Source organism: Bradyrhizobium sp. S3.7.6, from assembly GCF_054061875.1.
Genome location: NZ_JBSSEQ010000001.1, coordinates 8,704,359 through 8,730,262 on the forward strand (window position 1 = coordinate 8,704,359; position 25,904 = coordinate 8,730,262).

Here is a 25,904-nt window from a genome sequence, read left to right on the forward strand (position 1 = left end):
GCTATTTCCCCGTAATGTAGCCGGGGATCGCGACCCAGCGCTCGAGGAAGCGCATCGCCGTCACGACAATGGCGTTGACAAGGAGATAGAGCAAGGTCGCGGCCGTGAAAGCCTCGAACACCTGGAACGAGAATTCCTGCATCGAGCGCGCCTGACCAGTCAACTCGATCAGGCCGATCGTGATGGCGACAGCGGTGTTCTTGATGGTGTTGAGGAACTCGGAGGTCAGCGGCGGCAGGATGATGCGGAACGCCATCGGCAGCAGCACGTAGCGATAGCCTTGCACGGTGGTCAGCCCGAGCGCGGTCGCCGCCATTTTTTGGCCGCGCGGCAGCGAGCCGATACCGGCCTGCAATTGTATCGCGACGCGGGCCGACATGAAGAAGCCGATGCCGATCGCGGCCGTCCAGAACGGCGCGTTCGGCAGCTGCTTCAGCCAGAGGCCGGCGGCCTTCGGCAGCAATTCCGGCAGCACGAAGAACCACAGGAACAGCTGCACCAGCAGCGGCATGTTGCGGAAGAACTCGACCCAGCAGAAGCCGAACCAGTAGGCGCCCTTGGACGGCAGCGTGCGCATGACGCCGACGAGCGAGCCGAAGATCAGCGCGATGATCCAGGCGAGCGCCGCCGTCTTGAGGGTCAACACCAGTCCCGACAGCAGCATATCGAGATAGGTGCCGGTCCCCATCGGGTTCGGCTCGAAGAAGATTCCCCAGTTCCAGTGGTAGTTCACGTGTCCCCCGCGCGAACGCGCCAGCTATGGATGTCCCGGCGCCTATGCAAATGTCCGGCCACTCTCCCTCCAGAATGGCCGGAGTATCTTCCCTCTCCCCGCTTGCGGGGAGAGGGTTCGGGTGAGGGGGGCTCTCCACCAGGGAGGTGATAGTTGGACTCGTGGAGAGTCCCCCTCACCCGGAATCCGCGCGTCCCGCGCGAATTCCGGCCTCTCCCCGCACGCGGGGAGAGGCAAACAGCATCTTACTTATAGTCGTCCGGGTTCGGCGAGTCCGAAGGTTTCGCGAACTCGTTCTTCAGCTCGGCCGAGATCGGGGTGTTGAGGTTGAGGCCCTTCGGCGGGATCTTGGCCGTGAACCACTTATCGTAGATTTTCAGGCCCTCGCCGGAGGTGTAGAGCGCAGCGGTTGCTGCATCGACCACCTTCTTGAACGGCGCGTCGTCCTTGCGCAGCATGATGCCGTAGGGCTCAGGCTTGGAGAACGCGTCCTTGGAGATGACATAGTCGTCCGGCGTCTTCGAGCCGGCAACGAGGCTCGCGAGCAGAACGTCGTCCATCACGAAGGCGACCGCGCGGTCGGTCTCGACCATCAGGAAGGCCTCGGCATGGTCTTTGGCCGGGATGATATTGGCACCCAGGCTCTTCGCGACATTGGCCTCGGTGAGCTGCTTGATGTTGGTGGTGCCGGCGGTGGAGACCACCGTCTTGCCCTTGAGATCGTCGATCGACTTCAGGCCGCTCGACTTCTTGAAGACGTAGCGGCTGGCAGTCAGATAGTGCGTGTTGGTGAAGGCCACCTGCTTTTGGCGGTCGGCATTGTTGGTGGTCGAGCCGCATTCGAGGTCGATCGTGCCGTTGGCCATCAGCGGAATACGGGTCGCCGAAGTCACCGGATTGAGCTTGACCTCGAGCTTGTCGAGCTTGAGCTCCTTCTTCACGGCGTCGACGATCTTGTAGCAGATGTCCATCGCGAACCCGACGGGCTTCTGGTTGTCGTCGAGATAGGAGAACGGGATCGAGGAATCGCGGAAGCCGAGCGTGATGGCGCCGGTGTCCTTGATGTTCTTCAGCGTGCCGGTCAGCTCCTGGGCCCCGGCCTGGCTGACGGCGAAGGTCGCGGCGAGCGCGAGGCCGATGCTACGGAAATGTCTCACTTTTTTATTCCCCTTTCAGGATGATGCGGCCCGGATGCAAGCACAGATTGGGCCGGATTAGAATGTGACTTTCGGCTGGATTGCGGCTCAGGTTAATGGCTCAGCCGAGTGGCTTGGGCAATTCCCCGAGATCCCAGAACAGCCCGGCCATCACCGTCAAGGCCTCTTCGGTCAATGGCAGCAGGATGTGCTCATTGGGCGCATGCTGGGAGCAGCCGGGATAGGAGTGCGGGACCCAGATCGTCGGCAGGCCCAGGATCTCGGAAAACACGTCGTTGGGCAGCGAGCCGCCGAAATTCGGCAAAACGGCCGGCGCCTTGCCGGTGGTCTCTTTCACCGAATCCGCCGCCCATGTGATCCAGGGGCTGTCGAAATCGGTGCGCGACGCCGCAAAGCTCTGGGCGGCCCGTACCTCGACCATCGGAAAACCCTTTTGCACCAGATGCGCGCGGACGGCATCGATCAGGCCGTCGACCTTGGTGCCGACCACGAAACGCAGTTGCAGCACGGCATTGGCGTGGCCGGGGATGGCATTCGCGGGCTTCTCGATATTACCGGACGACATCGCCAGCACTTCGAGCGTGTTCCAGGCATAGAGCCGCTCGGCGGCCGACAGCCCTTCCTCGCCCCAGTTCTCCGCGAGCGCCGGCTCGTCCTCGGTCGGCACCACCTGCACGTCGGCGAGATAGCTGCGGATCTGGTTGGTGAGCCGCGGCGGCTTCAGCGCGTCGAGCTGAAGCCGGCCATGGCCGTCGACCAGCGTCGAGATCGCGTTGACGAGAATGGTCGCGGGGTTGGCGAGCACGCCGCCCCAATTGCCGGAATGATGGCCGCCGTCGCGCAGATTGACGTCGAGATGAATGCGGATGCCGCCACGGCAGCCCAGGAACAAGGTCGGCCGGTCGGCCGACAGGCGCGGTCCGTCGGACGCCATGAACAGATCGGCCTTGAGCGCATCGCGATTGAGGTCGCAGACCTTGCCGAGATCGGGCGAGCCGATCTCCTCGCCCATTTCGACGATGAATTTTGCGTTGAAGCCGAGCTTGCCGCCGCGGGCCTCGCGCACCGCGCGGAGTGCCGCCATGTTGATGCTGTGCTGGCCCTTGTTGTCGGCGGTGCCACGGCCATAGAGCCGCGTGCCCGCAACCGTCGTGCGCCAGGGATCGCGGCCGTCGCGCCACTCCCCCTCCATGCCGTCGACGACGTCACCATGGCCGTAGATCAGCACGGTTGGCGCTGACGCGCTCTCATGATGCTCGGCGAACAGGAACGGCGCCTTGCCGCTCGGGGATTCGACGATGCGGCTGGTAAAGTCGAGCGCAGCAAAGGAGGGGATCATCTCCTGTTCCAGATAGGAACGCAGTTCGGCGCCGCGCGACGGATTCTGGCTTTCGGTCTTGAAGGCGACGCGGCGGTCGAGTTCAGCGAGGAACGCGCCGGATTTGAAATCCTCACGGGCGCGGGAGATGGCGTCGGCTCTGGTCATGGCTGGTTTTTCGAGGCGTTGGGACGAAGGACCTTACCTGAGACAGGTAGCCCTTCGAAAGTGGCGGGGACTTGGACAGTTCTTGGAGTTCTCTTGTAGTTCTCTTGCGATTTCGTTCTTGCTCTCTTGAGATTGGCTTGCCAAGAGCGGGAGCGCCGCTGATTTTGGCCTTGCCAAGCGCAAGCCTTTCTATTCTTGGCCCTTGCCAAGGGCCAAGAATATGCAAGAACTTCGCCAAGTTGAGGCGCACGTTTATCATTCGAAGAGCGCTCGGTACAGGGCGCCGGGGGATCATCATGGCCAAGCAGATCAGGCTCAACGCCTTTGCGATGAATTGCGTCGCGCATCAATCACCCGGGCTGTGGACCCACCCGCGCGATCGCACCGCCGAATATAACCGCCTGCCCTACTGGATCGATCTCGCCAGGACGCTGGAACGCGGCCGTTTCGACGGGTTGTTCCTGGCCGACGTGCTCGGCGTCTACGACGTCTATGGCAGCAGCCCTGACGCGGCCTTGCGCAATGCAGCGCAGACGCCGTCGAACGAGCCGCTGCTGCTGCTCTCGGCGATGGCGGCGGTGACGAAAAATCTCGGCTTCGGCGTTACCAGCAACCTGTCCTTCGAGCCGCCCTACCCGTTCGCGCGGCGGATGTCGACACTCGACCATCTCACCGAGGGACGGATCGGCTGGAACGTCGTCACCGGCTATCTCGACAGCGCCGCGCGCGGCGCCGGCAAGGACAAGCAGACCGGACACGACGACCGCTACGACATCGCCGACGAATATATGGAGGTGGTCTACAAGCTATGGGAAGGCAGCTGGGAGGACGACGCCGTGCTGCGCGACCGGGCGCGCGGCATCTTCACCGATCCGAGCAAGGTTCATCGCATCAATCATGAGAGCGCGAATTACCGCATCAACAACACCATCCACCTCAGCGAGCCGTCGCCGCAGCGGACGCCGGTGCTGTACCAGGCCGGCACCTCGCCGCGCGGGCGGCAGTTCGCGGCGAAGCATGCCGAATGCGTGTTCATGTCGGGACCGTCGGCCAAGATCATTGCGCCGCGCGTCTCCGCGATCCGCCAGGAAGCCGCCGCGCTCGGCCGAAACCCGGCGGAGATCCTGATGTTCAACATGATGACGATCATCCTCGGCAACACGGAAGCCGAAGCGGCGGCCAAGTATGCCGACTACCGGTCGCATATCAGTCCGGAAGGCGCGCTGGCCCTGATGTCGGGATGGACCGGCATCGACTTCTCCGGCTACGAGCTCGACCAGCAGGTGCGTCACGTCCAGAACGATGCCGGCCGCAGCGCACTCGACAACGTCACGCGCGGCGACCCCGACCGCGTCTGGACCGTCCGCGACGTCATCGAGCATGTCGGCATCGGTGGCGCCGGCCCGGTCGTGGTCGGCACGCCCGAGAGCGTCGCCGACAAGATCGAGGATTGGTTCGAGAAGACCGACGTCGACGGGCTGAATGTCGCGTTCGCGATCTCGCCCGGCGATTTCGAGGACATCGCCGACATGCTGGTGCCGGAGCTGACCAAGCGCGGCCGCTACAAGCCGGAATACGCAAAGGGCACATTGCGGGAGAAGCTGTTCGGCGACGGCCGCGCAAGGCTCGGTGCGCCGCATCCGGCTGCGGGGTATCGGGTGGGGAAGAAGGGTTAGCCGCGAGGTACGCTGTCATGCCCCGGCTTGCCGCCTTCGCCAAAAGGCTTCGGCGGCCGAGCACCCTTGTGGCCCCGGCGTAGCCTTGGCGGAGCCGGGACCGGGGCATCCAGTACGCCGCGGCCTATCGAGGAATCACAGCCGTCTCTGGAATACTGGATCGCCCGATCAAGTCGGGCGATGACAGCTGAGAACGTGGCGAGCACCGACGCGATGGCGCGCTGCGCTACAGCTTCCCGTCCACTATTACCTCGATCAGCTTCGTTCCGGGGCGGTTGAACGCCGACGACAGCGTCGCCTTCAGCTCACTGGGATCACTCACCTTGATCGCCTCGCAGCCGAGCGCCTTCGCGATCCCTGCGAAATCCACCGGCGGATCGACGAAATCCATGCCGACGTAATTGTCGTCACCATGGAAGGCGAGCAGGCGCTGCTTGATGATGCGGTAGCCGCCATTGTTGGCGATGACGACGTTGAGCGGCAGCTTGTGATGCGCCGCCGTCCACAGCGACTGGATCGAATACATCGCGCTGCCGTCGCCGGAGAAGCACACCACCGGGCGATCCGGATTGGCGATGCTGGCGCCGACGGAGGCCGGCAGGCCCCAGCCGATGCCGCCGGAGGCAAGCCCATGATAGCCGAAGCGGTCGCGATGCGGACGCAGCGCCGTGATCTGGCGGCTCGAGGTGAGCCCTTCGTCGACGAGGATCGCATGATCGGGCATGGCCTCGATCATTTGCAGCACCAGGAAATCCGGATCGATCGGGCTGCGGCCGGCGCTCTTGCCGATCTGCTCGACCAGCGCGGCACGCCGCGCGGTCCAGTTCTTGGGCGCGAGTTCGGCGAGGCGCTGCTTTGCACGGCTTGCCAGCGCAGCGCCGCCCATCTCCTTCAGCACCGGGATCAGCGCCCGCAGCGTTTCCTTCAGATCCGCCTTCAGCGCGATTTCAGCCCCGTAGTTCTTGGCGATCTCCCAATCGACCAGGCCGATCTGCACGATGCCGAGTCCGTCAGGCAGCGCATCGACCTCGCTATAGACCGACATCCGCAAGGGATCGCCACCGAGTGCGACCAGGAGGTCATACGGCGCAAGCATGTCGCGCGCGACCTTCTGCACGCGGGCCAGCGTGCCGAGGAAGCTCGGGCTTTCCGAGAGGAAATGCGAGCCGTAGGGCGTCGAGGACTGATAGGCGGCCGCACCAAGCAGCTCGGCGAGTTCGGCGGCCTCCTTCAGCGCATCGCTCTTGACCACCTCGTCCATGGTGACGATGACGGGACGTTCGGCCTTGAGCAGCCGCGCGGCAAACGCCTTCAGCGCCTCGTCCGACGGCTTTACGCGGGCGTCGATCCGGGTGGAGCGGCCGAGATCGATGCCGGCCTCGCTGTTGAGGATGTCGCCCGGCAGCGAGATGAACACCGGCCCGGTCGGTGGCGTCATCGCGACCTTCGCGGCGCGGCGCACGATGCGCGGCAGATCTTCCAGCCGCGTCACCTCGACCGCCCATTTCACCAGCGGCTCGGCCATCCGCACCAGCGGGCCATAAAGCACCGGCTCCATCAGGCCGTGGCCCTGCTCCTGCTGGCCGGCGGTCAGGATCATCGGCGTGCCCGTGAACTGGGCGTTGTAGAGCGAGCCCATCGCGTTGCCGAGCCCCGGCGCGACATGGACGTTGCAGGCGACGAGCTTGCCGGAGGCGCGGCTGTAGCCATCCGCGATCGCCACCACCAGGCTCTCCTGCATTGCCATCACATAGGTGAGATCAGGATGGTCCTTCAGCGCATGCATGATCGGCAGCTCGGTGGTGCCGGGATTGCCGAACAGATGGGTGATGCCCTCGTCCTTGAGCAGCGCGAGAAAAGCGGAGCGGCCGGTAATCTTGTTCTTCATGTTTCCTCCAGGCCCCGCGGGCGCTGCCGCAAGGTGAGGCATGATGGCCGAACTTGGCCGAGGCACGCAAGGAAGCGCCGTCATGGCAGACTTGCGTCGGCGCGGGCAAGCTGGGAACATGCTCGGGCGTAAACCTGCACGGGGAGACGCGATGGCCTATGACGAGAACACCGCGGCGCGGGTGCGCAAATTGCTGGCGGGTCAGCGAGACGTCGCGGAAAAGAAGATGATGGGCGGCCTCTGCTTCATGGTGAACAACACCATGTGCTGCACCGTAAGCGGGCGCGGCGGCATGCTGATCCGTGTCGGCCCGGAAGCGCATGCACGCATGCTGCAGGAGCCGCACACAAGCCCGATGGAAATGCGCGGGCGCATCATGACCGGCTTTGTACGCGTCGCGCCGGACGGCTATCAGAGCGATGCCGATCTGAAAAAATGGGTCAAGCGCGGGCTCGACTTCGTGGCGGCGAATGCCACGGGACGCAAAGCGGCGCCGCGGAAGGCTGTTGCGGCGAAGACCAAGGTCGCCGCCAAGGCTAAAGCACCTCCTCGCGGCCGAGCTCGAAAGGGTCTTCGCCGCTAGCGCGCTTCTTCTTTTTCGAGCGCTGCCAGACCACACCGGGAAAGCCCTTCAGCGGCACCAGCGGCTCGCCGGTATAGGCCCATTCCTGGAGCTCTTCGATCGCGATGTGATAGAGCGGCTGGCGGCCGGTGCGCTCGTTGAACAGCGCCCGGGGGATGTTGACCATGTGCGGTCCGCGCGGCCGCTCGTACGCGATCGGCGTGCCACAATGGGCGCAGAAGCTGCGCGCGGTCCTGGTCGCCTTGTCCTCGTAGCGGGCGAGCGCGGTTTTCCCCGAGGTGATGCGAAAGCGCTTCTTCCAGCTTCCGACATAGGTCGCATAGGCCGCGCCGTGCGCGCGGCGGCTAGCGGCCGAATGATCATGCCAGGCCCAACGCGCGGGGACGTCGATCTCGAAGGTGACCTTGCCGCAGAGGCATTGGCCGGTGGCGGTTCCTGCGGCGACTGCGGCTTTGGCCATGGTAGGTCCTTCCGTCGTCATTGCGAGCGCAGCGAAGCAATCCAGACTGCCTCTGCGGAAAGACTCTGGATTGCTTCGCTACGCTCGCAATGACGGAGTTTGTGGGCTCGTCGGAGCTACGAATATAGACCTGTAGCCCGGATGGAGCGAAGCGCAATCCGGGTAAGTCTATCGGCGAGGTGAGAAACCCGGATTTCGCTGCGCTCCATCCGGGCTACGAAGGTCTCTACGCCGTCGCGAGCTCGTCATACACCGGGTAATCCGTATACCCCTTCTCCTCGCCGCCGTAGAACGTCGCGCGGTTATACGGCGTGATCGGATAGTCGTGCCGAAGGCGGCGCGGCAGATCGGGGTTGGAGATGAAGATGCGGCCGAAGGCGATGATGTCGGCGTGGCCGTCGGCGATCGCCGCATTCGCGGTCTCGCCGGTGAAGCCGCCGGCGGTCATCAGCACGCCGCTGTAGAGCGGGCGGAACAGCACCATTGCGGAGGGCACGTTCTCCCAGTGGACGTCGGCACGGCCGGCGCCGCTGGAGCGCGGCTCGATGAAGTGAAGATAGGCAAGGCCGAGCTTGTCGATCGCCTTCACGACGTGCGTGTAAAGCGGCATCGGATCGGGCTCACCGGAATCATTGGCGATGCCGTGGGGCGACAGCCGCACGCCGACGCGGTTCGCGCCCCAGACGTCGATGGCCGCTTGCGTGACTTCGAGCAGAAGCCGCGCGCGGTTCTCGATTCCGCCACCATATTGATCGGTGCGCTGGTTGCTGCGCGACTGCAGGAACTGCTCGAGCAGATAGCCGTTGGCGCCGTGGATCTCGACACCGTCGAAGCCGGCGGCGAGCGCGTTCTTGGCGCCCTGCCGGAAGGCCTCGACGATGCCCTTGACTTCATCAGTCTCCAGCGCGCGCGGCGATTCGTAGTCGGCGATCTTGCCGTCTGCGGTCATCGCCTTCATGCCTTCGGCCTTGATCGCAATCGCCGAAGCCGAGACCGGCGGCTCACCGCCGTGGAAGGACGAATGCGAGACGCGGCCGACATGCCAGAGCTGGAGGAAGATGATGCCGCCCTTGGCGTGCACGGCATCCGTCACCTTGCGCCAGCCGGCGATCTGCGCCTCCGAATAGATGCCGGGCGTCGCGGGGTTGCCGCGGCCGTGCGAGAGCACGGGGGACGCTTCAGCGATAATCAAGCCGCCTTGCGTGGCGCGCTGACCGTAATATTCGGCGTTGAGCGGCCGCGGCGAAAAACTCTCGCGCTCGGCGCGCATGCGCGTCAGCGGCGCCAACGCGACGCGATGCGCCAGCTTGTACGGACCGACCTGCAACGGTTTGAACAACGCCTCGAATTTCATGTGGGCCTCAGACGGCTATGGAAGGATGCGGATCATATAGCGAGGGGCGGCCCCTGGAAAAGGCGCCGCCCCATTAAAAGCAGATATTCCCTCTCGCGGAACGCCGGAGAGAGCAGGCCCTACGCTGTCTTGATCCAGACGGCCTTCACGTTGAGATATTCCTCGACGTGCTGCTTGCCGGACTCGCGGCCATAGCCGCTCATCTTGTAGCCGCCGAAGGGTACGGCCGGGTCCATCGCCTGGTAGCAATTCACCCACACCGAGCCGGCGCGCAGGCTCTTCGCGACCGCATGCGCCTTGGTGACGTCGCGCGTCCAGAGGCCCGAGCCGAGGCCGAAGGTGGTGTTGTTGGCGCGCTTGACCAGCTCGTCCATGTCCTTGAACGCGATCGCGGAGATGACGGGACCAAAAATCTCCTCCTGCGCGATGCGCATGTTGTCCTGGACGCCTGCGAACACCGTCGGCGAGACGAAGAAGCCCTTCGACAGCGCGCCTTCGGTGACGCGGCCGCCGCCGGCGAGAGCGCGCGCGCCTTCCTTCTGGCCGATATCGAGATAGCCGGTGACGCGCTTGAGTTGCTCCTCGGACACGAGCGGGCCGATCTGCACATTGGGATCGAGGCCGTTGCCGACCTGCAGCTTCTTGCCGAACTCGGCGACGCGGCCGACGAATTCCTCGTAGATCGACTGCTCGACGAACAGGCGCGTGCCGGCGCTGCAGATCTGGCCGGAATTGGCGAACACCGCCATCGCGGCGCCGGGGACGGCGGCATCGAGATCGGCATCGGCGAACACGATGTCCGGCGACTTGCCGCCGAGCTCGAGCGAGACACGCTTGAGGTTGCCGGCCGAGGCGCGGATGATCGATTGTCCCGTGACATGCGAGCCGGTGAAGGCGACCTTGTCGACATCATGATGCGAGGCAAGCGCAGCGCCCGCGGTCTCGCCATAGCCGGGCACGACGTTGATGACGCCCGACGGCACGCCGGCCTCCATCGCGAGCTCGGCGATGCGCAGCGAGGTGAGCGGCGCCTCTTCGGCGGGCTTCAGCACCACGGTGCAGCCGGTCGCGATCGCCGGGCCGATCTTCCAGATGGTCGCGGTCAGCGGGCCGTTCCAGGGAATGATGGCGCCGACGACGCCGATCGGCTCCTTCAGCGTGTAGGAGAAGATTTCGCCGGGCAGCGAGTTCTCGATGGTCTCGCCATGGATCGCCGTGGTCTGGCCAGCGTAATAGCGCAGCATGCCGACGGCGCGCAGGCGATAGGCGCGGGTGCGGCTGAGAGGCGCGCCCATGTCGAGCGTGTCGAGCTGCGACAATTCGTCGAAATTCTTCTCGACAAGGTCGGCGAGCTTGAGCAGCAGGTTCTGCCGCTCGAATGGTTTGACTTTGCTCCAGGGGCCTTCGAAGGCACGGCGAGCGGCGGCGACCGCACGGTCGATGTCCTCCTTGTCGCCCTCGGCGACCGTCGCCAGCAATTCGCCGGTGGCGGGGTTATGGGTCTCGAAGCGCTTGCCTGAGGCAGCATCAACCCACTTCCCGTCGATCAGCATCTGCTTGTAGGACCCGTTGGCGAACGGATGGCGCGTGATCGGAATAGCCTGCGACACAGCCATGGCTGCACTCCCTGTCAAATGATTGATTGGTTCGATCTGGGCGGGATCGTTAGGTCGAATAGAATACAGCGCCGCCGGAAAGGCGTAAAGGCGGCGTGGAACGAAGACCTCCCATGCCGACTTGTGCAGGGTCGCGCGAGTGCCATGTTATAGCTCGACCGAGCCCTTCCCCGGAGACCCAAACATGCCACATTCCGCCATCGTCAAAGACAATGTCGCCGTGATCACGGGCGGCGCATCCGGTATCGGATTGGCTGCCGCGCTGGCCTTCGCGCGCGCCGGCTTGAAGGTCTGCATCGCAGATGTGGATCAGGCGCGGCTGGCGGAAGCTGCAACAAAACTGTCATCCGTCACGCCTGCCACACATGTGATGACGTTCGCGGTCGATGTCAGCAAGGCCGAGAGCGTGACGGAACTGGAACGCGCCGTGCGCGAGCGCTTCGGCGGCACCGACATCCTCATGAACAATGCCGGCATCCAGCCCGGCAGCACGCTGTTCGGCGAGCCCGACAACTGGCAGCGGATCATCGGCGTCAACATGTGGGGCATCATCAACGGCTCGCGCATCTTCGCGCCCGGCATGATCGCGCGCGGCAGGCGCGGCCTCATCATCAACACCGGCTCGAAGCAGGGCATCACCACGCCGCCCGGCGATCCCGCCTACAACGTCTCCAAGGCCGGCGTGAAGGCCTTTACGGAAGCGCTCCAGCACGAGTTGCGCAACACGAAGGACTGCCGCATCACCACGCATCTGCTGATCCCCGGCTTCGTCTTCACCGGCCTGACCGCGAAGGGCCGCACCGAGAAGCCGGCCGGGGCCTGGACGGCTGAGCAGACCGTGGATTTCATGCTGGCGCGGCTGGAAGCCGGCGACTTCTACATCCTGTGCCCGGACAACGACGTGCCGCGCGCGCTCGACGAGAAGCGGATGCTGTGGGCGGCGGGAGACATCGTCGAGAACCGCCCGCCGCTGTCGCGCTGGCACCCGGACTATGCCGACGCGTTCGCGAAGTTCGTGAAGGGGGAGTGACTATCAGACCCTCATGGTAAGGAGCGCGGAACGCGCGTCTCGAACCATGAAGGCCCCGCTGCGACAGCTCGGCCTCGATCCTTCGAGACGCCCGCTTTCAGCGGGCTCCTCAGGATGAGGAGGAGCTAGAGCCTCGCGGCGCGGCAATACCGCGCAAGCGCCCTACAGCGTCTCCTGCTGATGCCCGCAATTCTTGCAGGCGAACTTGACCCGGCTCTGGCCCTTTTCCGCCTGCACCCGGTTCGGCGCACCGCACTTGCCGCAGACGGCCTCGATGCGGGTCGAGCCCTGCTTGACGACGATGGTCTTCTTTTCCATCGATTCGCGGATCAGGCGCTCGGCCTCCTCACGCAGGGATTGTTTCGACAAAGCTCATCTCCGCCTCTGGAAAGCGCGAGAGCCATAACGCACCTGCGTTGGAATCTCAATCGGCAATGCCGGCTCAGACCTCGACAATCACATAGCTGTCTTCGACATGCACTGGAAACGTCTCGGCGACATACGGGCCCTTCTGCAACTCTTCGCCACGTTCCACCGCGACCGGATAGGACCGGATCTTGACCCGTTTCGGATCGAACCAGGACTGGCCGTTGCGCATGTCGAATTCCCAGCCGTGCCAGGGACAGCGCAGCATCTCGCCGACGCGCGAGCGCTCATAGATTCCGGGCTCGGGCGAGGTCAGCCGCGCTACGCAGGCCGCCTTCTCCAGCGGCGCGCCCTCGTGCGGGCAGCGGTTCAACAGCGCGAAGAACTCGCCGTTGACGTGGAACACGACGATGTCGCGGCCCGCGATATCGACGACCTTGTTGCCGCCGGGCGGGATCTCCGAGGTGCGCGCGACGATGTGACGGGCCATATCCGTTCAGAACCTCTTTGCTCAGAACTTGTAGACCGCGCGGGCATTGGTGCTGAAGATCTTCTTCCGCTCGGCTTCAGAGAGCGGCGTCTTGAAGGCGAAGCGCGGATCGTCGAAATCCCAGTGCGGATAGTCCGACGAAAACAGAAGACGGTCGATGCCGACCCATTCGATCAGCGAACGCAGATGCCGCGCCTCGTCGGGCTCGTCGATCGGCTGCGTCGTGAACCAGAAGTTTTCGCGCACATATTCCGACGGCTTGCGCCTGAGATGAGGCACCTCGCTGCGGAACCGCTCGAAATGCTGGTCCATTCGCCACACCGCCGACGGGATCCAGCCGAAGCCGCCCTCGATGAAGACGATCTTCAGCTTTGGAAACCGCTCCGGCACGCCTTCGATGACGAGGCTCGCGAGCTGCGCCGCGATGGTGTGCGCGTTGGACTGGTGCTCCTCGACATAATAGGACGGCCAGCCACCACCGGTCGGCGCATGGCCGCCATAGCCGCCAACATGGATGCCGAGCGGCAGGTCCAGCGCCTCGGCACGCTCGTAGATCGGCCAGTAGCGGCGGCGGCCGAGCGGCTCGTTGGCGCGCGGCGAGACGTTGATCTGGATATACTCACCGACCTTCGCGCAGCGCTCGATCTCGGCGATCGCCAGGTCCGTGCCGTCCTGCCCGACCAGGATCGACGCCTTCAGGCGCGGATCACGATGCGACCAGAACGCCAGTTGCCAATCATTGATGGCGCGCTGGATCGCGGCGCCGAATTCCAGGTTCTGCTGCGAGAAGATGAAGAGGTCGAGCACCTGCAAAATCCCGAACTCGACGTCGAGCGGATCGAGATGCTGCTTCTGCATGAAAGCGAGATCGGAGCCCGGCGGCCCGCCGGTCGGCGGCCAGGCATCGCGCCGTGCGATCAGGGGGGACGAGCGCGGATAGGGCGTGGTGAAGAGATAGGGCGTGCGCAGATGGCTGCCATACTCCTTCAGATGCTGCTGCCAGCGTCTTGGCAGGAATTCGTTGAGGTCGTCGAACGAGTGCAGGCTCGGATGCACGTCGCAATCGACGATACGCAGCCGTGAGGCGGCAGGCTTCTCGTCGTCGAGCAGCGGGCGGTCGATGACGTCACTCATGCGATCCTCCAAACTTTTTGTTTGCGCATGATCTTATCGGAAAACCGGTACCCACTTTTCCGGATCATGCGTCAGTTGATCGACAACCGCGGAAACGTTTCCAGCGGATTGTCGACGCACATCTTCGCGATGATGCTCTTCGGCAGGTTCGGCGGGATCGGATCGTTGCCGTCGAACTGCCAGTGCGGATAGTCGGACGCGAACAGAAACATCTTTTCCGAGCCGATCTGGTCGATGATCTCCTCGACGCTTCTTGCATCAGTCGGCGCATCGAACGGCTGCATGGTAACGCGGAAATTGTCGCGGATGATCGCTGCCGGCTCGCGCTCGACCCAGGGAACTTCGACGCGCACGCCGCGCCAGGTCTTGTTGGCGCGCCACATGAAGGCCGGCAGCCAGCTCACGCCGGATTCCATCAGCACGACCTTCAGGTTGGGAAACTTGCCGAAAACGCCTTCATAAATGAGGCTCAGGATCTGCGCCTGAAACGCCTGCGCCTCGACGAAGTAATATTCGTAGCGGTGCGACGGCCAGCCGGCCGAGCTCGGCGCCTGGCGATATTGCGTGCCGGCATGGATCGCGAGCGGCAGCTTGTATTTCTCGGCGAGGCGGTACACCGGCCAGTAATGCCGCCGTCCCAGCAGCGTCTCGCCCTGCGCCAACACCAGGATGGAGACGAAACGATTGTCGCCGGCGCGGCGCTCGATCTCCTCGATCGCCAGATCCGGGTCCTGCATCGGCACCACGATGGAGGCACGCAGGCGGGGATCGCGCGACAGCCATTCGGCGGCGATCCAGTCATTGATCGCCTTGCAGAAGTCGGCCGCCATGTAGGCATCGAACACGGCCTGCGCGCCGTAGAGCACGTTGAGGATCGCGTGGCTCGCACCCAACTGCTCGAACGCGCCCTTCTGCACCATGGCGAGGTCGGAGCCGGGCTTGGCGCCATTGGCCGGCCGCCAGTCGGCGCGGCCGGTGAGCGGCATGCTTGGTGGATAGGACGTGAGATCGAGCCCGTCGATGGCGCGGCTCACGACCTGCTCTTTCCAGTGATCGCTGAGATAGGGAAGCAGCGTCGTGCGCGTACCACCAACCGCCGGGTGGATGTCGCAATCGATCCGCGTCACCGCCATGGAGCTTCCTCGCGCAATCTTATTGGCGGTGTTCTTGTGCGCCGCTTGCGCAGAGTGCCCCTGCCCGCGCTGGCGCGCAAGGTCGCCCGCCCGCGCGATCCGTCATGGCTCGGTTGCATTTCGCAGGCGCGATACGAAGATCCGCGATCGCCGAACGGGGCGACCGCTCGAGGGTGGATGGTCTCACGGCGCGAGCGGTGGATGCCGGGGCATCCTCCGCTCCATATTGCAGGTAGCTTTGCGCTTATATGCGCTCTCGCCTCAGGCCGCCTTGGACACTTCCATCAGCAGGCGCTCGGCCTTGGCATCCTCGATGCGGTTCACCAGCCGGCTGCTCTCGTGATTGTCGCGCACCGTCTTGGTCAGGGTGATGCAGGTCTGGATCAGCATCACGATGCCCATGGTGAGATAGCCCTTCATCCAGAGATCGATCGGCAGGAAGAAGATGCCGATGGCGACGAGGAACGCGGAGGCTGCGAAGGACGCGTAAGTGAAGGTCACCCAGGCGCTGCTGTGGGGCTGGCCGTTCTGGTTCATGATGGTCTCCTGTCGGTTCGAATGATGATGGGTTTGGGGTCAGGCAGTCGGCATGCGCTTGGACTTCAACCGCGCCAGCACGTCGTCCGTGGTCGTCTTGAGCCGGGGGCCAAAGCCCTGCTCGGCGAGCCGTTCGGCGGTGGCGAGCGGACCGCTGGCCGCATCGAGCTCGACCAGCGCGTCGTCAGCGGCCTGGGCTTCCATTTGCCGGTCGCGCAGGCGCCTCAAGGTGCTCTCCGCTTCCGGCAGCGTGGATTCGTAAGGGCGTGCCGCCTCGATGCCGCTGCGGCGAAGCGAGCGCACCGCTTCCGAGGCACGGGCGACACGACGGCCGCGATCGAGCTCGGTGATGCGGGCCTGCGCGCTTGCGACATGGCGCTTCAGCCGGATGATCTCGGTCGCGAACAATGCGCGTGCGGTCATCGCCGCATCGCGATCGGCCTCCAGGCCCGCGATGGCCCCGGCGGCATCCTTGGCGAGGTCCTCGCGGCCACCGTCGAGCGCCGCAACCGCGCGGGTCTCGAGATCGGCGATGCGGGCGACGGTCGCCTCGAGCTTGCGGCCTTCCTGCTGGTCCTGGGCGATCGCCAGCGCCAGCGTCCGCTTGCTGCGCTCGACGGCAGCGGCTGCATCGCGCATCTGCTGGTCGAGGATCAGAAGGGCCGTACGGTCTTCCAGTTCCTCGCCCGCGGCCGCCACGCTGCCGCGGAAAAGTGTCAATACGGTCTTGAACATTTGCTGCTCCCTGTTATGAGCGTTGCTCACAGATGGTTTGTAGCAGAGACCTTGAACATCGTTCAATAAATATTTGAGCGTCGCTCAAGAATTTGATTAATAGATGACTAAAGCCTTGGAACGTCGAGAGAAACTGCGGGTCGACCTGATTCAGGCGGCCGAGCGGATGATCGCTGAGCGAGGGTTGGCGGGTCTCAAAACCCGCGATCTCGCCCGCGAGATCGGCTGCGCCAACGGCGCGGTCTACAATCTCGTCGCCGACGTGGACGAGTTGGTCCTGCGCGTCGGCTCGCGCACGCTGCTCCGGCTCGACAAGGTGCTCAGCGCGGCGGTGAGCGCGGGCAATCCATCGCCGCAGGAGACGCTGGTCCGCATCGCGATCGCCTATTGCGATTTCGCCGCAGAAAATCTCGAGCTCTGGCGCGCAATGTTCGAGCATCGCATGGAGCCCGGCAAGGAAGTCCCCGACTGGTCCGTCGACGACCAGTTGCAGCTGTTCCGCCACATCTACGCGCCACTGGCATCGTTATTTCCAGACAGAGGGACAGAGGGGCTCGGCATCACCGCACGCAGCCTGTTCTCGGCCGTGCATGGCATGGTGGCGCTGGGGCTCGAGCAGAGGCTGGTCGCCGTGCCGCTGCCGGCGCTGCGGAAGGAAATCGCGGGCCTGGTGCGGGCGATGATCGACGGCTTGATCGCGCGGGCGGCGTAGAAGCCGAGAGAGCGCAGCGATGCCTGACTAAAATTTCGCCTGTCGCATCGCTGGCAGCACGCTTAGCTTTCGCCGCGTCTCGTCCTCTCTCCGGAGTCTCCCATGCCCCTCCTCATCCGCGGCGGCACCGTCGTCAATCATGATCATTCGCGCCGTGCGGACGTGCTGATCGACGGCGAGACCATCGTCGCGATCGGAACATCGCTCGATGCACCGACGGGCGCGGAGATCGTCGATGCCGGCGGCGCCTACATCATCCCGGGCGGGATCGATCCGCACACCCATCTCGAAATGCCGTTCATGGGCACGGTGACCGCCGACGATTTCGAATCCGGAACGAAGGCGGCGTTGACCGGCGGCACCACCATGGTGGTGGATTTCTGCTTGCCCGATCCCGGCCAGTCGATGCTCGCGGCCTATCAGGAGTGGCGGCACAAATCCGAGAAGGCGGCGACCGACTACGGCTTCCACATGGCGGTGACGTCGTGGTCGAAGCAGATCTATGACGAGATGGAGATTGTGGTCAAAACCTACGGCATCAACACCTTCAAGCATTTCATGGCCTACAAGGGCGCGCTGATGGTGAACGATGATGAGCTCTACAACTCGTTCGCGCGCTGCGCCCATCTCGGCGCCATGCCGGTGGTGCATGCGGAAAACGGCGACGTCGTCGCCTTGATGCAGGAAGCGCTGATCGCGCGCGGCGTCACCGGCCCCGAGGGCCACGCCTACTCACGGCCGCCGGAGGTCGAGGGCGAAGCCACCAACCGCGCCATCATGATCGCCGACATGACGGGCACGCCGGTCTACATCGTGCACACGAGCTGCCGCGAAGCGCATGAGGCGATTGCCCGCGCACGGGCTGCTGGGAAACGCGTCTATGGCGAGCCGCTGATCCAGCATCTGCTGCTGGATGCCGGCGAGTACCAGAACAGGGACTGGGACCATTCCGCGCAGCGCGTGATGTCGCCGCCCTTCCGCGACAGATCGCATCAGGACAGTCTTTGGGCCGGCCTGCAATCAGGCTCGCTCCAGGTGGTCGCAACCGACCATTGCGCCTTCACCACCGAGCAGAAGCGGTTCGGGCTCGGCGATTTCAGGAAGATCCCGAACGGCACCGGCGGCCTCGAAGATCGGCTCGCACTGTTGTGGACCGCGGGCGTCGCCACGGGACGGCTCACTAAGGAAGAATTCGTCGCCGTGACCTCGGCGAACATCGCGCGCATCCTCAACATCTACCCGCGCAAGGGCGCCGTCGCCGTCGGTTCGGATGCCGATGTCCTGGTGTGGGACCCCAAGGCGAGCAAGACCATCAGCGCGAAGCGGCAGATGAGCCGGATCGATTACAACGTGTTCGAAGGCTTTGCCTGCACCGGCGGACCGGCCGCGACGCTGTCGCGTGGCCGCGTCGTCTGGAAGGCTGGCGATCTCCGCGCCGAGGCCGGCGACGGTCACTACATCGAGCGGCCGGCGTTCTCGCCGGTACACGTCGCCAACTCGACATGGAAACAACTGACCGCCCCGCGCGCGGTCGCACGCGGCGCAGTCACGCCGTAGGGTTACCTCAAACCTGCGTAATACCGCCATCGGCCGCGAGATCGATGCCCGTGCTGTAACTGCTGTCGTCCGAGGCCAGAAATAAAATGGCGGAGGCCATTTCCTCCGGGCGACCAATCCGGCCGAGCGGCGTGATCGAGGCGAAGAACGCGCGGGCACCTTCGGCCTCCCTTGGGGTCTTGAACTGGCCGTCGATGATCGGCGTATCGATGGCGCCCGGTGATAACGTGTTCACGCGGATGCCGCGATCCTTCAGCTCCATCGCCCAGGTCCGCGAGAACGAGCGCAGCGCGGCCTTGGTGGCGGCGTAGGTGCCGTGCTCGGGAAGGCCTTTCAGGTGCAGACCGGACGACACCAGCACGATCGAGCCACCCTTGCGCATCAGCGGCAGCGCCTTCTGTACCGTGAAATAGGCACCACGCGCATTGATACCGAATGTCGTGTCGAAATGCGCCGGAGTGACGTCCACCGTGAGCTTACGCTCGACGAACGCGGCACTGGCGACGATGATATCGAGCGCACCCTTTTCATCCTTCACCCGGGCGTAGAGCCGGTCGAGATCGTCGAGATTGGCGACGTCGGCCTGGATCGCGGAGACATTGCGCCCGATCTCGGCCTTGGCCTTGTCGAGCTCGCCCTGACGCCGTCCAACGATGAAAACATAAGCGCCTTCGGCCACAAAGGTCTTCGCCGCAGCAAGACCGATACCACTGGAGCCGCCGGTGATGACGCCAATCTTTCCTTCGAGCTTTGACATGACACAGTCCTTTGGTTTGGGCGCGCGCGGGCGTTCGGCACGCGCACGCCGTTGACCTTTTGAGGAAGAGAGAGTGACCGGCCCGTGAGCCGGCCGGTTCTTGATCAGGCCGCCTTGCCGGCCCGCAACCGGTCGAGCACCGGCAACAGCTCGGATGGATCGGGGCGATGCGTGTAATCCGGGTTCACCTCCGCATAGGCGATGATGCCGTCGCGGCCGATGACGTAGCGCGCGGGCATCGGTAGCACCCAGGCCGGATTGTCGTTGAACGTCGGCAGGTCGTTCTTGAAGGACTGGTAGAGCGAGACCAGGTCGGCTGGCAGCGCAAAGCGGATGCCGAAGGCATCGGCGAGGCCGCTCGCGACGTCGCTCAGGATCGGGAACGACAGCTTGTTCTCGCGCTCCGACTTGCGGCTGTTCGGCGCGGTCTGCGGCGAGATCGCAACGAGGCTCGCACCACGCGCGGCGATCTCCGGCAGCGCTTCCTGGAGCGCCTGGAGCTCGAGGTTACAATACGGGCACCAGACGCCGCGATAGAACGACACGACCAGCGGACCCTTCGCGAGCAGGTCGCGCGAGGCGACCTGCTTGCCGTCGGGATCCCTGAGGACGAATTCCGGCGCGGCGTCGCCGGCCTTCTTGGCGCGCTGCGCCTGGCCGCTCGCGATCAGTTCGGCGGTGGCGCGTTGCATGGTGTCGAGCGCCTCCTGGTTGGGCTTGAGCGGGAAGCGGCCGGCTTCGAAGTCGGCTTTGAAGGCATCGAGTTTGTCTTGAAGGGCCATGGGTAGCTCCATCTTTTGCTGTTGGCCCGTCCTATCTGGATCATTCGAAAATGAAGGGGTATATGGTCAATTAGGACAACATTTATCCGGATTTTGAATGAGTGACCGATTGCAGGAATTGACTGTGTTCGTCCGCGCAGCAGAGAGCGGCAGCTTTTCGAAGGCCGCGCGCGAGCTCGGCCTGTCGCAGCCCTCGGTGTCGCGCATCATCGGCGACTTGGAGACGCGGCTCGGCGTCAAGCTGTTGCTGCGGACCACGCGCAGCATCACGGTCACGGACGCCGGTGCGCTGTTCCTGACGCGTGCGCGCGAAGTGCTGGCTGATATCGAGGATGCCGAGGACGCCGCGCGCGGCGTCGATTCCTTGCGTGGAACGCTGCGCATCACGATGCCGATCGTCTACGGCACGCGAAACATCATTCCGCGCCTGCCGAAATTCCTTAAGGCCCATCCCCTCTTGCGCGTCGAGCTGTCCGTCGCCGACGAACGGCAGAACCTCGTTGTGGAAGGCACCGACGTCGCCATTCGCCTCGGCCCCCTCGACGATTCCGGCTTCGGCGCACGCAAGCTTGCGACCGTGTCGCGCTTTCTCGTCGCAGCGCCATCCTATCTTGCCGAGCGCGGCACACCGAAGACGCCGGCCGACCTCGCCTCGCACGACTGCATCTTCGGCCCCGGCCTGTTCGGCCGTACCACCTGGTCGTTCACCCGCAACGGCGCGGAGACCTCCGTCGATGTCCGCGGCCGCATCACCACCGATTCCGGTCCCGGCGTGTTCGCGAGCGTGCTGGCGGGGCTCGGCATCGCGATGACGTCGCCGGTGATGGCCGGCCCCGAGATCGAGGCGGGCGCATTGGTGCCGGTGTTGAAGAGCTACAAGCTCGCGCCGGTCGAGGTGTACGCCGTGTTCCCGGCGGGTCCGCGCCCCTCGACCAAGGTGCGCACACTGGTCGACTTCCTGGCGGAGGAATTGAGATAGGCCAGCGCGGATGCGACGTCATGAAGCGCCGCTGATGGCATGCGCCTTGCTTCTTTGCAGATCTCCGGCAAAAGAGGCACCGATGAGCGCATCACCTTTCGACATCAACCGCCGCGATTTGGTGCTCGGTGGCCTTGGCGCGGCCGGACTGACGGCGATCACACCCTCCTTCGCCAGGGCGCAGGGGCGTAGCGAGACGTTGCTGGTGGTGCAGGAGCTCGGGCCGAACTCGCTCGACATGCAGGGCGTCGGCTCCAACCAGACCGTGAACGGCCTGTCCTGGAACTGTTACGACCGCCTGCTGACCTACGCCTCCAGGACGCTGCCCGACGGGACCGTGTCCTATGATCGCGAGAAGCTCGAGCCCGAACTCGCCGAGAGCTGGGAGGTCGCCGCCGACGGCATGTCCTGCACCTTCAAGCTTCGCAAGGACGCGAAATTCCACGACGGCACGCCTGTTACCGCCAAGGACGTCAAATGGTCGTTCGACCGCGCCGTGAAGGTCGGCGGCTTTCCGACCTTCCAGATGTCGGCGGGTTCGCTGGAGAAGCCCGAGCAGTTCGTGGTGGTCGACGACCACACCTTCCGCATCGACTATGTCCGCAAGGACAAGATGCTGCTGTTCAACGTGGCCGTCGTCGTGCCCTTCATCATCAATTCCGAACTCGCCAAGAAGAACGCGACGGCGGAAGACCCATGGGCGCTCGCCTGGCTCAGGACCAACGAGGCCGGTGGCGGCGCCTACAGGATCGAAAGCTGGAAGCCAGGCAGCGAGACCGTGCTGGCCCGTTTCGACGACTGGAAGAGCGGACCGCTGCCGAAGATCAGGCGCGTGATCGCGCGCGACGTCCCCTCGGCCGGCACGCGCCGCGCGATGCTGGAGCGGGGCGATGCGGATATTTCCAGCGGCTTTGCCCCGCGCGATTTCGAGCAGATTATCAAGGAGGGCAAGGTCAAGGTATCAGGCGTGCCGATCCCGAATGCGCTCTGGTACGTCGCGCTGAACACGGCGAAGCCGCCGTTCGACAATGTGAAGCTGCGGCAGGCCATCGCCTGGGCGATGCCTTATGAGCAGATCCAGAGCAGCGCGTTCTTCGGCCGCGCCGTTCCCATGTACGGCGGCGCCGCCGATGTCTCAAAACCGGTGTGGCCACAGCCCTCTCCCTATGTCACCGATCTCGACAAGGCCAAGGCGCTGATGAAGGAAGCGGGCTTTGAGTCCGGCCTGGAGACGACCTTGTCGCTCGACACAGGCACTGCGACCGTCGGCGAGCCGACCGCCATCCTGATCCAGGAAAGTCTGGCCAAGATCGGTATCAAGGCGTCGATTGAAAAAATCCCAGGCGCGAACTGGCGCACGACACTGAACAAGAAGGAGCTGCCGCTCGCGCTCAACCGCTTCAGCGGATGGCTCGATTATCCCGAGTACTATTTCTATTGGAATTTCCACGGCAACAATTCGATCTTCAACATCTCCTCATACCAGAACAAGGCGATGGACGCGCTGATCGACAGGGCGCGCTTTACGGCGAATGCGGCGGAATACGAAAAAGCGGTGAAGGATTTCATCACGCTCTGCATGCGCGACGTCCCCGTCGTTCCGCTCAACCAGCCGATCCACGACGTCGCCATGCAGAAGGCCATCACCGGCTACGAGTTCTGGTTTCATCGCGAACCCGACTACCGCCAGTTCGCGAAGGGCTAATGCCGCTCGACAACGCGGACGACGTCCGAGGCGGCTCGCGCCTGCTCGGTCGGGAAGCCCCGCGCCAACCGTACCGCGCTCGTGCGCAGCATCGCGGCGTCGAGCTTGCCCTGCCGCGCCCCATCCAGCGCGCAGGCGAAGACCCGGTAGAATTGCGCGCCGTCATAGGCAACCAGCAGCACATCGACGCCGGCGTTAATCGCCTCAACCACGGCTTTGCAGACGTCGTGCTGGTAGATCGCACCCATCACGAGGTCGTCGGTCATCACCGTGCCCTGGTAACCCCACTTGTCGCGGATGATCCCCTCGACGACGCGTTTCGAATGCGAGGCCGCGCGATCGGGATCGACGGTCGTGAGCGTCACATGCCCAACCATGAGCGCGCTGCGCGAATGCGACAGCACCTCGCGGAACGGCAGCCAGTCGGTTGCCTCCAATTCCCTAACCGGCGTATCGAGCTTGGCGCTGAAATGATGCGTGTCGGTGCGGACGCGGCCGATGCCGGGAAAATGCTTCAGCGTAGCGCCGACGCCTGACTCTTCCAGCCCGCGCACATAGGCGCTCGCGATCGTGCTGACGACGGCAGGGTCGGTCGCAATCGCGCGCTGACCGATCAGCGTATGAAAATCAAGGCGATTGCGCCGGACCGGCGGCTTGAGGTCGAGCACCGGCGCGAGGTTGAGGTTGACGCCGAGCCCGGCGAGCTCGCGGCCGTGGATGCGGCCGAACTCTTCGGCCTTGGCCTGCTGTTCGTCGGGAGCGAGCCCGCTGAGCGTCGCCAGCGCCGGCAGCTTCGTCAGCGGCGGCGCGAGATGTCCGACGATGCCGCCCTCCTGGTCTGCCGCAACGACCAGCGGCGGCAGGCCGGCGGCGCGCCGCTTGTCCTGAAGCGCCGCAATCTCGGTGCGCAACGTCTCGACGGTCCGGCCGCGGATGTTGCGCCGGGTCACGTAGACGCCGCCGATCAAGCCCTGCTCGGCAAGGCGCGCAACCTCGGGAAAGGAGGAATAGCCCACCATGAAGTGAGGTCCGAGCTGACGCGTCTCGGTGGCGCTCGCGGCAAGCACCTCGTGCTTGCGCAGCTCGAACTTCAGATGCGCCGCCGACATCAGCACCGGCGGCAGGCACCAGAGCACGACGAGCAGCTTGCCCGCGACGGTACGCCAACGCCCTCTGCGGAGCAGGAGGATGACGATCGCGAGGCTTGCGACGACAAGCGCGAGGTTTCCCGCGCCACGCAGCGGGACCAGATAGGGATCGTTCTTGTTGGCGGCCGCGAATGCGACGAGCGGCGCGGCCAGCCAGAGCAGGATGAGACCAATACGACCGAGGAATTGCATGATGCGTCACACGCTATGAGTGGCGAATGCTTCGCACCTATCAAAGCGAATCACGCTGTGCGAGAGGCAAACGCGCGCCTGCACGAAAACTGCAAAAGACTCCTGAAACCGTGCAGACGATGGTCCCGCCTTCTGCACAAGCGCCGTTCAGACTTCGTGATGCCACCCATCACGAAAGGTCATTTGGACATGACGAGCCTGGCTTCGACGATAGCAGCGGAAATCCAGCCGATCAGACATTCCTCGATCCCGGCCAAGGTCGGCCTCGCGCTGGTGCTGGCCGCGCTCGCCGACTGGCTGTTCTACGGCCAGCGGATCGGGCTGTCGCTGACGCTCTTTGCGATCGCGATGGCCTGCGTGTCGGTGCTCTTCAATCATGCGGCCCTGGATCTGCGGCGCACCATGATCGGCACGGCCATTCTTGTCGCCGGCCTCGTCCCGGCCGTCGAGGAGCTCAACATGCTGTCCTTCCTGATCCTCGTCGCATCGCTGACGATCGCGCTGCTGCTCGCGACCAATCCGGAAACGACCGGGTTCGCTGAGCGAGCCCGCGCGCTGCGCAACTTTGTCCTGTTCGGGCCCTTCAGGTTTTTCCTTGAGGCGCTCCAGATCTTCAACATGTCGGCGTTCACCCGCGGCCTCACGCTCTGGCTGATGCCTGCCGTGCTGAGCACCGTCTTCATCGCGCTGTTCGCTGCGGCCAATCCGGTGATCGAGCAGTGGGTGTCCCTGCTCAATCCGAAGCTCATCCTCGAATATATCAGCATCCCGCGCCTGCTGTTCTGGGCCATGATGCTGGCGCTGGTTTGGCCGTTCATCCATGTGCGCTGGCGGCGCAGGACGATTGTCACCACCGCCGTTGCCGACGGCCCCGTGCCGCCCCCGCTCCCGCCCTTGGTCTCGGCCGAATTTCTGAACCCCTCCACCATTCTGCGCTCGCTGATCCTGTTCAACCTGCTGTTCGCCGCGCAGTCCATCCTCGACGGCATCTATCTCTGGGGCCATGTGGCGCTGCCCGACAATTTGACCTATGCGGCCTACGCCCATCGCGGCGCCTATCCGCTGATAGCGACCGCGCTGCTCGCCGCTGCCTTCGTGCTGGTCGCGATGCGCCCGGGCGGGGCGGCCGAGAAATCGAAGGTGATCCGGCCGCTGGTCTATCTCTGGGTCGGGCAGAACGTGCTGCTCGTCGCCTCCTCCATCCTCCGCCTCGATCTCTATGTCGACATCTACATGCTGACCTATTGGCGGATCGCGGCCTTCATCTGGATGGGTCTGGTGGCGCTCGGGCTGGTCCTGATCGTGGCGCGCATCGCGCTCAACCGGTCCAACCAGTGGCTCGTCGGTGCCAATCTGATCGCGCTGGCGATCGTGCTCTATGGCTGCTCGCTCGTGAACTTCGATGCGTTCATTGCCGACTACAATGTCGCCCACAGCCGGGAAGCATCGGGCAAGGGCGTGCAGATCGACATCAACTATCTCCTGACGCTCGGGCCGCAGGCGCTGCCTGCCATCGACAAGGCCATCTTGCTCCGGCCCGGCGCCCCCGAGAGCTGCCTTGTGTCGCGCCGCGACCGCCTTGTAGAACAGCAGCGCCAGGATCTGGCCTGGCGGAGCTGGGGCTTTCGGAGCTGGCGGCTCCAGCGCAGGCTGGACGCGCAGGCGAAGGTTCAGCAGGCAGGCTGAGGAAGCGG

24 protein-coding genes are annotated in these 25,904 nt (G+C 64.4%); 8 read left to right on the forward strand and 16 right to left on the reverse strand.

Going from position 1 to position 25,904, the window contains the following annotated elements; genetic code table 11:
* Window position 1 precedes the first annotated feature (1 nt).
* From ACVJ5M_RS42025 to ACVJ5M_RS42035, 3 genes are all read right to left on the reverse strand, one after another.
* Window positions 2-733, reverse strand: a complete 732-nt coding sequence (locus ACVJ5M_RS42025) for an amino acid ABC transporter permease (protein WP_063985667.1) — start codon at window positions 731-733, stop codon at window positions 2-4.
* Between the two features lie 245 nt (window positions 734-978).
* Window positions 979-1,890: an amino acid ABC transporter substrate-binding protein gene (locus ACVJ5M_RS42030; protein WP_063985668.1), complete on the reverse strand. Its 912-nt coding sequence runs from the start codon at window positions 1,888-1,890 to the stop codon at window positions 979-981.
* Window positions 1,891-1,990: 100 nt separating this feature from the next.
* Entirely contained in the window at window positions 1,991-3,376 is a 1,386-nt protein-coding gene (locus tag ACVJ5M_RS42035) for a M20 family metallopeptidase (protein WP_063985669.1), read from the reverse strand.
* Between the two features lie 296 nt (window positions 3,377-3,672).
* Here ACVJ5M_RS42035 and ACVJ5M_RS42040 point away from each other — a divergent pair, with 296 nt between their 5' ends.
* Entirely contained in the window at window positions 3,673-5,052 is a 1,380-nt protein-coding gene (locus ACVJ5M_RS42040) for an LLM class flavin-dependent oxidoreductase (protein ID WP_063985670.1), read from the forward strand.
* A gap of 226 nt (window positions 5,053-5,278) precedes the next feature.
* On the opposite strand, the gene ACVJ5M_RS42045 is transcribed toward ACVJ5M_RS42040, so the two are convergent.
* A complete protein-coding gene (locus ACVJ5M_RS42045; RefSeq protein ID WP_354098019.1) occupies window positions 5,279-6,940 on the reverse strand; it encodes a thiamine pyrophosphate-binding protein in 1,662 nt (553 codons plus the stop codon).
* Between the two features lie 43 nt (window positions 6,941-6,983).
* On the opposite strand from ACVJ5M_RS42045, the gene ACVJ5M_RS42050 reads away from it, so the two are divergent.
* Window positions 6,984-7,523 (forward strand): TfoX/Sxy family protein, encoded by a 540-nt coding sequence (locus tag ACVJ5M_RS42050; protein ID WP_231143645.1) that lies wholly within the window; start codon window positions 6,984-6,986, stop codon window positions 7,521-7,523.
* Here ACVJ5M_RS42050 and ACVJ5M_RS42055 read toward each other — a convergent pair.
* The 3 genes from ACVJ5M_RS42055 to ACVJ5M_RS42065 form a co-directional block, all read right to left on the reverse strand.
* The gene (locus ACVJ5M_RS42055) at window positions 7,477-7,983 is read right to left on the reverse strand and encodes a GFA family protein (RefSeq protein WP_231143646.1); all 507 of its coding nucleotides are present in this window, start codon (window positions 7,981-7,983) and stop codon (window positions 7,477-7,479) included. The two genes, ACVJ5M_RS42050 and ACVJ5M_RS42055, sit on opposite strands and share 47 nt — an antisense overlap.
* A 226-nt stretch (window positions 7,984-8,209) precedes the next feature.
* A complete protein-coding gene (locus tag ACVJ5M_RS42060) occupies window positions 8,210-9,337 on the reverse strand; it encodes an alkene reductase (RefSeq protein ID WP_063985673.1) in 1,128 nt (375 codons plus the stop codon).
* Between the two features lie 119 nt (window positions 9,338-9,456).
* On the reverse strand, window positions 9,457-10,953 hold the full coding sequence (locus ACVJ5M_RS42065; protein ID WP_063985674.1) for an aldehyde dehydrogenase family protein: 1,497 nt from the start codon (window positions 10,951-10,953) through the stop codon (window positions 9,457-9,459).
* 184 nt (window positions 10,954-11,137) lie between these two features.
* Between ACVJ5M_RS42065 and ACVJ5M_RS42070 the strand changes: the two genes are divergently transcribed.
* Window positions 11,138-11,983, forward strand: coding sequence for an SDR family NAD(P)-dependent oxidoreductase (locus ACVJ5M_RS42070; RefSeq protein WP_231143649.1), 846 nt, complete (start codon window positions 11,138-11,140; stop codon window positions 11,981-11,983).
* 162 nt (window positions 11,984-12,145) lie between these two features.
* Here the strand turns inward: ACVJ5M_RS42070 and ACVJ5M_RS42075 are convergent, their stop codons facing one another.
* The 6 genes from ACVJ5M_RS42075 to ACVJ5M_RS42100 all read right to left on the reverse strand — a co-directional run bounded on the left by ACVJ5M_RS42075 (window position 12,146) and on the right by ACVJ5M_RS42100 (window position 16,378).
* Window positions 12,146-12,352, reverse strand: coding sequence for a hypothetical protein (locus ACVJ5M_RS42075; protein ID WP_014491844.1), 207 nt, complete (start codon window positions 12,350-12,352; stop codon window positions 12,146-12,148).
* 73 nt (window positions 12,353-12,425) lie between these two features.
* Window positions 12,426-12,839 (reverse strand): Rieske (2Fe-2S) protein, encoded by a 414-nt coding sequence (locus tag ACVJ5M_RS42080; protein WP_014491843.1) that lies wholly within the window; start codon window positions 12,837-12,839, stop codon window positions 12,426-12,428.
* A 21-nt stretch (window positions 12,840-12,860) separates the two neighbouring features.
* Window positions 12,861-13,973 (reverse strand): amidohydrolase family protein, encoded by a 1,113-nt coding sequence (locus tag ACVJ5M_RS42085; RefSeq protein WP_063986714.1) that lies wholly within the window; start codon window positions 13,971-13,973, stop codon window positions 12,861-12,863.
* Between the two features lie 71 nt (window positions 13,974-14,044).
* Complete coding sequence (locus ACVJ5M_RS42090; protein WP_283017739.1) at window positions 14,045-15,106, reverse strand: amidohydrolase family protein; 1,062 nt, start codon at window positions 15,104-15,106, stop codon at window positions 14,045-14,047.
* A gap of 261 nt (window positions 15,107-15,367) precedes the next feature.
* Window positions 15,368-15,643, reverse strand: a complete 276-nt coding sequence (locus tag ACVJ5M_RS42095; RefSeq protein ID WP_014491840.1) for a YiaA/YiaB family inner membrane protein — start codon at window positions 15,641-15,643, stop codon at window positions 15,368-15,370.
* 39 nt (window positions 15,644-15,682) lie between these two features.
* The gene (locus tag ACVJ5M_RS42100; protein WP_063985677.1) at window positions 15,683-16,378 is read right to left on the reverse strand and encodes a PspA/IM30 family protein; all 696 of its coding nucleotides are present in this window, start codon (window positions 16,376-16,378) and stop codon (window positions 15,683-15,685) included.
* 103 nt (window positions 16,379-16,481) lie between these two features.
* Between ACVJ5M_RS42100 and ACVJ5M_RS42105 the strand changes: the two genes are divergently transcribed.
* Both ACVJ5M_RS42105 and hydA read left to right on the forward strand, forming a co-directional pair.
* Window positions 16,482-17,090: a TetR/AcrR family transcriptional regulator gene (locus tag ACVJ5M_RS42105; protein WP_084795310.1), complete on the forward strand. Its 609-nt coding sequence runs from the start codon at window positions 16,482-16,484 to the stop codon at window positions 17,088-17,090.
* Between the two features lie 102 nt (window positions 17,091-17,192).
* Window positions 17,193-18,647, forward strand: coding sequence for a dihydropyrimidinase (gene hydA, locus ACVJ5M_RS42110; protein ID WP_456679622.1), 1,455 nt, complete (start codon window positions 17,193-17,195; stop codon window positions 18,645-18,647).
* Between the two features lie 7 nt (window positions 18,648-18,654).
* On the opposite strand, the gene ACVJ5M_RS42115 is transcribed toward hydA, so the two are convergent.
* Both ACVJ5M_RS42115 and ACVJ5M_RS42120 read right to left on the reverse strand, forming a co-directional pair.
* Window positions 18,655-19,404, reverse strand: coding sequence for an SDR family NAD(P)-dependent oxidoreductase (locus tag ACVJ5M_RS42115; protein WP_063985679.1), 750 nt, complete (start codon window positions 19,402-19,404; stop codon window positions 18,655-18,657).
* 104 nt (window positions 19,405-19,508) lie between these two features.
* Window positions 19,509-20,186: a peroxiredoxin-like family protein gene (locus ACVJ5M_RS42120; protein ID WP_063986716.1), complete on the reverse strand. Its 678-nt coding sequence runs from the start codon at window positions 20,184-20,186 to the stop codon at window positions 19,509-19,511.
* Window positions 20,187-20,283: 97 nt separating this feature from the next.
* Here ACVJ5M_RS42120 and ACVJ5M_RS42125 point away from each other — a divergent pair, with 97 nt between their 5' ends.
* Together ACVJ5M_RS42125 and ACVJ5M_RS42130 are read left to right on the forward strand one after the other, a co-directional pair.
* Complete coding sequence (locus ACVJ5M_RS42125) at window positions 20,284-21,165, forward strand: LysR family transcriptional regulator (RefSeq protein ID WP_063985680.1); 882 nt, start codon at window positions 20,284-20,286, stop codon at window positions 21,163-21,165.
* A gap of 82 nt (window positions 21,166-21,247) precedes the next feature.
* Window positions 21,248-22,870, forward strand: coding sequence for an ABC transporter substrate-binding protein (locus tag ACVJ5M_RS42130; RefSeq protein ID WP_063985681.1), 1,623 nt, complete (start codon window positions 21,248-21,250; stop codon window positions 22,868-22,870).
* Here ACVJ5M_RS42130 and ACVJ5M_RS42135 read toward each other — a convergent pair.
* Window positions 22,867-24,210 (reverse strand): glycoside hydrolase family 3 N-terminal domain-containing protein, encoded by a 1,344-nt coding sequence (locus ACVJ5M_RS42135; RefSeq protein ID WP_063985682.1) that lies wholly within the window; start codon window positions 24,208-24,210, stop codon window positions 22,867-22,869. The two genes, ACVJ5M_RS42130 and ACVJ5M_RS42135, sit on opposite strands and share 4 nt — an antisense overlap.
* A 189-nt stretch (window positions 24,211-24,399) precedes the next feature.
* Here ACVJ5M_RS42135 and ACVJ5M_RS42140 point away from each other — a divergent pair, with 189 nt between their 5' ends.
* Complete coding sequence (locus ACVJ5M_RS42140; RefSeq protein WP_063985683.1) at window positions 24,400-25,896, forward strand: DUF4153 domain-containing protein; 1,497 nt, start codon at window positions 24,400-24,402, stop codon at window positions 25,894-25,896.
* Window positions 25,897-25,904 lie beyond the last annotated feature (8 nt).

What these genes read in the sequence shown, in the direction of transcription:
- ACVJ5M_RS42140 (WP_063985683.1), top strand. Translation starts at nt 24,400, where the DNA reads ATGACGAGCCTGGCTTCGACGATAGCAGCGGAAATCCAGCCGATCAGA.
- ACVJ5M_RS42045 (WP_354098019.1), bottom strand. Translation starts at nt 6,940, where the DNA reads ATGAAGAACAAGATTACCGGCCGCTCCGCTTTTCTCGCGCTGCTCAAG.
- ACVJ5M_RS42040 (WP_063985670.1), top strand. Translation starts at nt 3,673, where the DNA reads ATGGCCAAGCAGATCAGGCTCAACGCCTTTGCGATGAATTGCGTCGCG.
- ACVJ5M_RS42055 (WP_231143646.1), bottom strand. Translation starts at nt 7,983, where the DNA reads ATGGCCAAAGCCGCAGTCGCCGCAGGAACCGCCACCGGCCAATGCCTC.
- ACVJ5M_RS42080 (WP_014491843.1), bottom strand. Translation starts at nt 12,839, where the DNA reads ATGGCCCGTCACATCGTCGCGCGCACCTCGGAGATCCCGCCCGGCGGC.
- ACVJ5M_RS42050 (WP_231143645.1), top strand. Translation starts at nt 6,984, where the DNA reads ATGGCCGAACTTGGCCGAGGCACGCAAGGAAGCGCCGTCATGGCAGAC.
- ACVJ5M_RS42070 (WP_231143649.1), top strand. Translation starts at nt 11,138, where the DNA reads ATGCCACATTCCGCCATCGTCAAAGACAATGTCGCCGTGATCACGGGC.
- ACVJ5M_RS42135 (WP_063985682.1), bottom strand. Translation starts at nt 24,210, where the DNA reads ATGCAATTCCTCGGTCGTATTGGTCTCATCCTGCTCTGGCTGGCCGCG.
- ACVJ5M_RS42035 (WP_063985669.1), bottom strand. Translation starts at nt 3,376, where the DNA reads ATGACCAGAGCCGACGCCATCTCCCGCGCCCGTGAGGATTTCAAATCC.
- ACVJ5M_RS42060 (WP_063985673.1), bottom strand. Translation starts at nt 9,337, where the DNA reads ATGAAATTCGAGGCGTTGTTCAAACCGTTGCAGGTCGGTCCGTACAAG.
- hydA (WP_456679622.1), top strand. Translation starts at nt 17,193, where the DNA reads ATGCCCCTCCTCATCCGCGGCGGCACCGTCGTCAATCATGATCATTCG.
- ACVJ5M_RS42105 (WP_084795310.1), top strand. Translation starts at nt 16,482, where the DNA reads ATGACTAAAGCCTTGGAACGTCGAGAGAAACTGCGGGTCGACCTGATT.
- ACVJ5M_RS42125 (WP_063985680.1), top strand. Translation starts at nt 20,284, where the DNA reads ATGAGTGACCGATTGCAGGAATTGACTGTGTTCGTCCGCGCAGCAGAG.
- ACVJ5M_RS42120 (WP_063986716.1), bottom strand. Translation starts at nt 20,186, where the DNA reads ATGGCCCTTCAAGACAAACTCGATGCCTTCAAAGCCGACTTCGAAGCC.
- ACVJ5M_RS42115 (WP_063985679.1), bottom strand. Translation starts at nt 19,404, where the DNA reads ATGTCAAAGCTCGAAGGAAAGATTGGCGTCATCACCGGCGGCTCCAGT.
- ACVJ5M_RS42100 (WP_063985677.1), bottom strand. Translation starts at nt 16,378, where the DNA reads ATGTTCAAGACCGTATTGACACTTTTCCGCGGCAGCGTGGCGGCCGCG.
- ACVJ5M_RS42085 (WP_063986714.1), bottom strand. Translation starts at nt 13,973, where the DNA reads ATGAGTGACGTCATCGACCGCCCGCTGCTCGACGACGAGAAGCCTGCC.
- ACVJ5M_RS42065 (WP_063985674.1), bottom strand. Translation starts at nt 10,953, where the DNA reads ATGGCTGTGTCGCAGGCTATTCCGATCACGCGCCATCCGTTCGCCAAC.
- ACVJ5M_RS42095 (WP_014491840.1), bottom strand. Translation starts at nt 15,643, where the DNA reads ATGAACCAGAACGGCCAGCCCCACAGCAGCGCCTGGGTGACCTTCACT.
- ACVJ5M_RS42090 (WP_283017739.1), bottom strand. Translation starts at nt 15,106, where the DNA reads ATGGCGGTGACGCGGATCGATTGCGACATCCACCCGGCGGTTGGTGGT.
- ACVJ5M_RS42130 (WP_063985681.1), top strand. Translation starts at nt 21,248, where the DNA reads ATGAGCGCATCACCTTTCGACATCAACCGCCGCGATTTGGTGCTCGGT.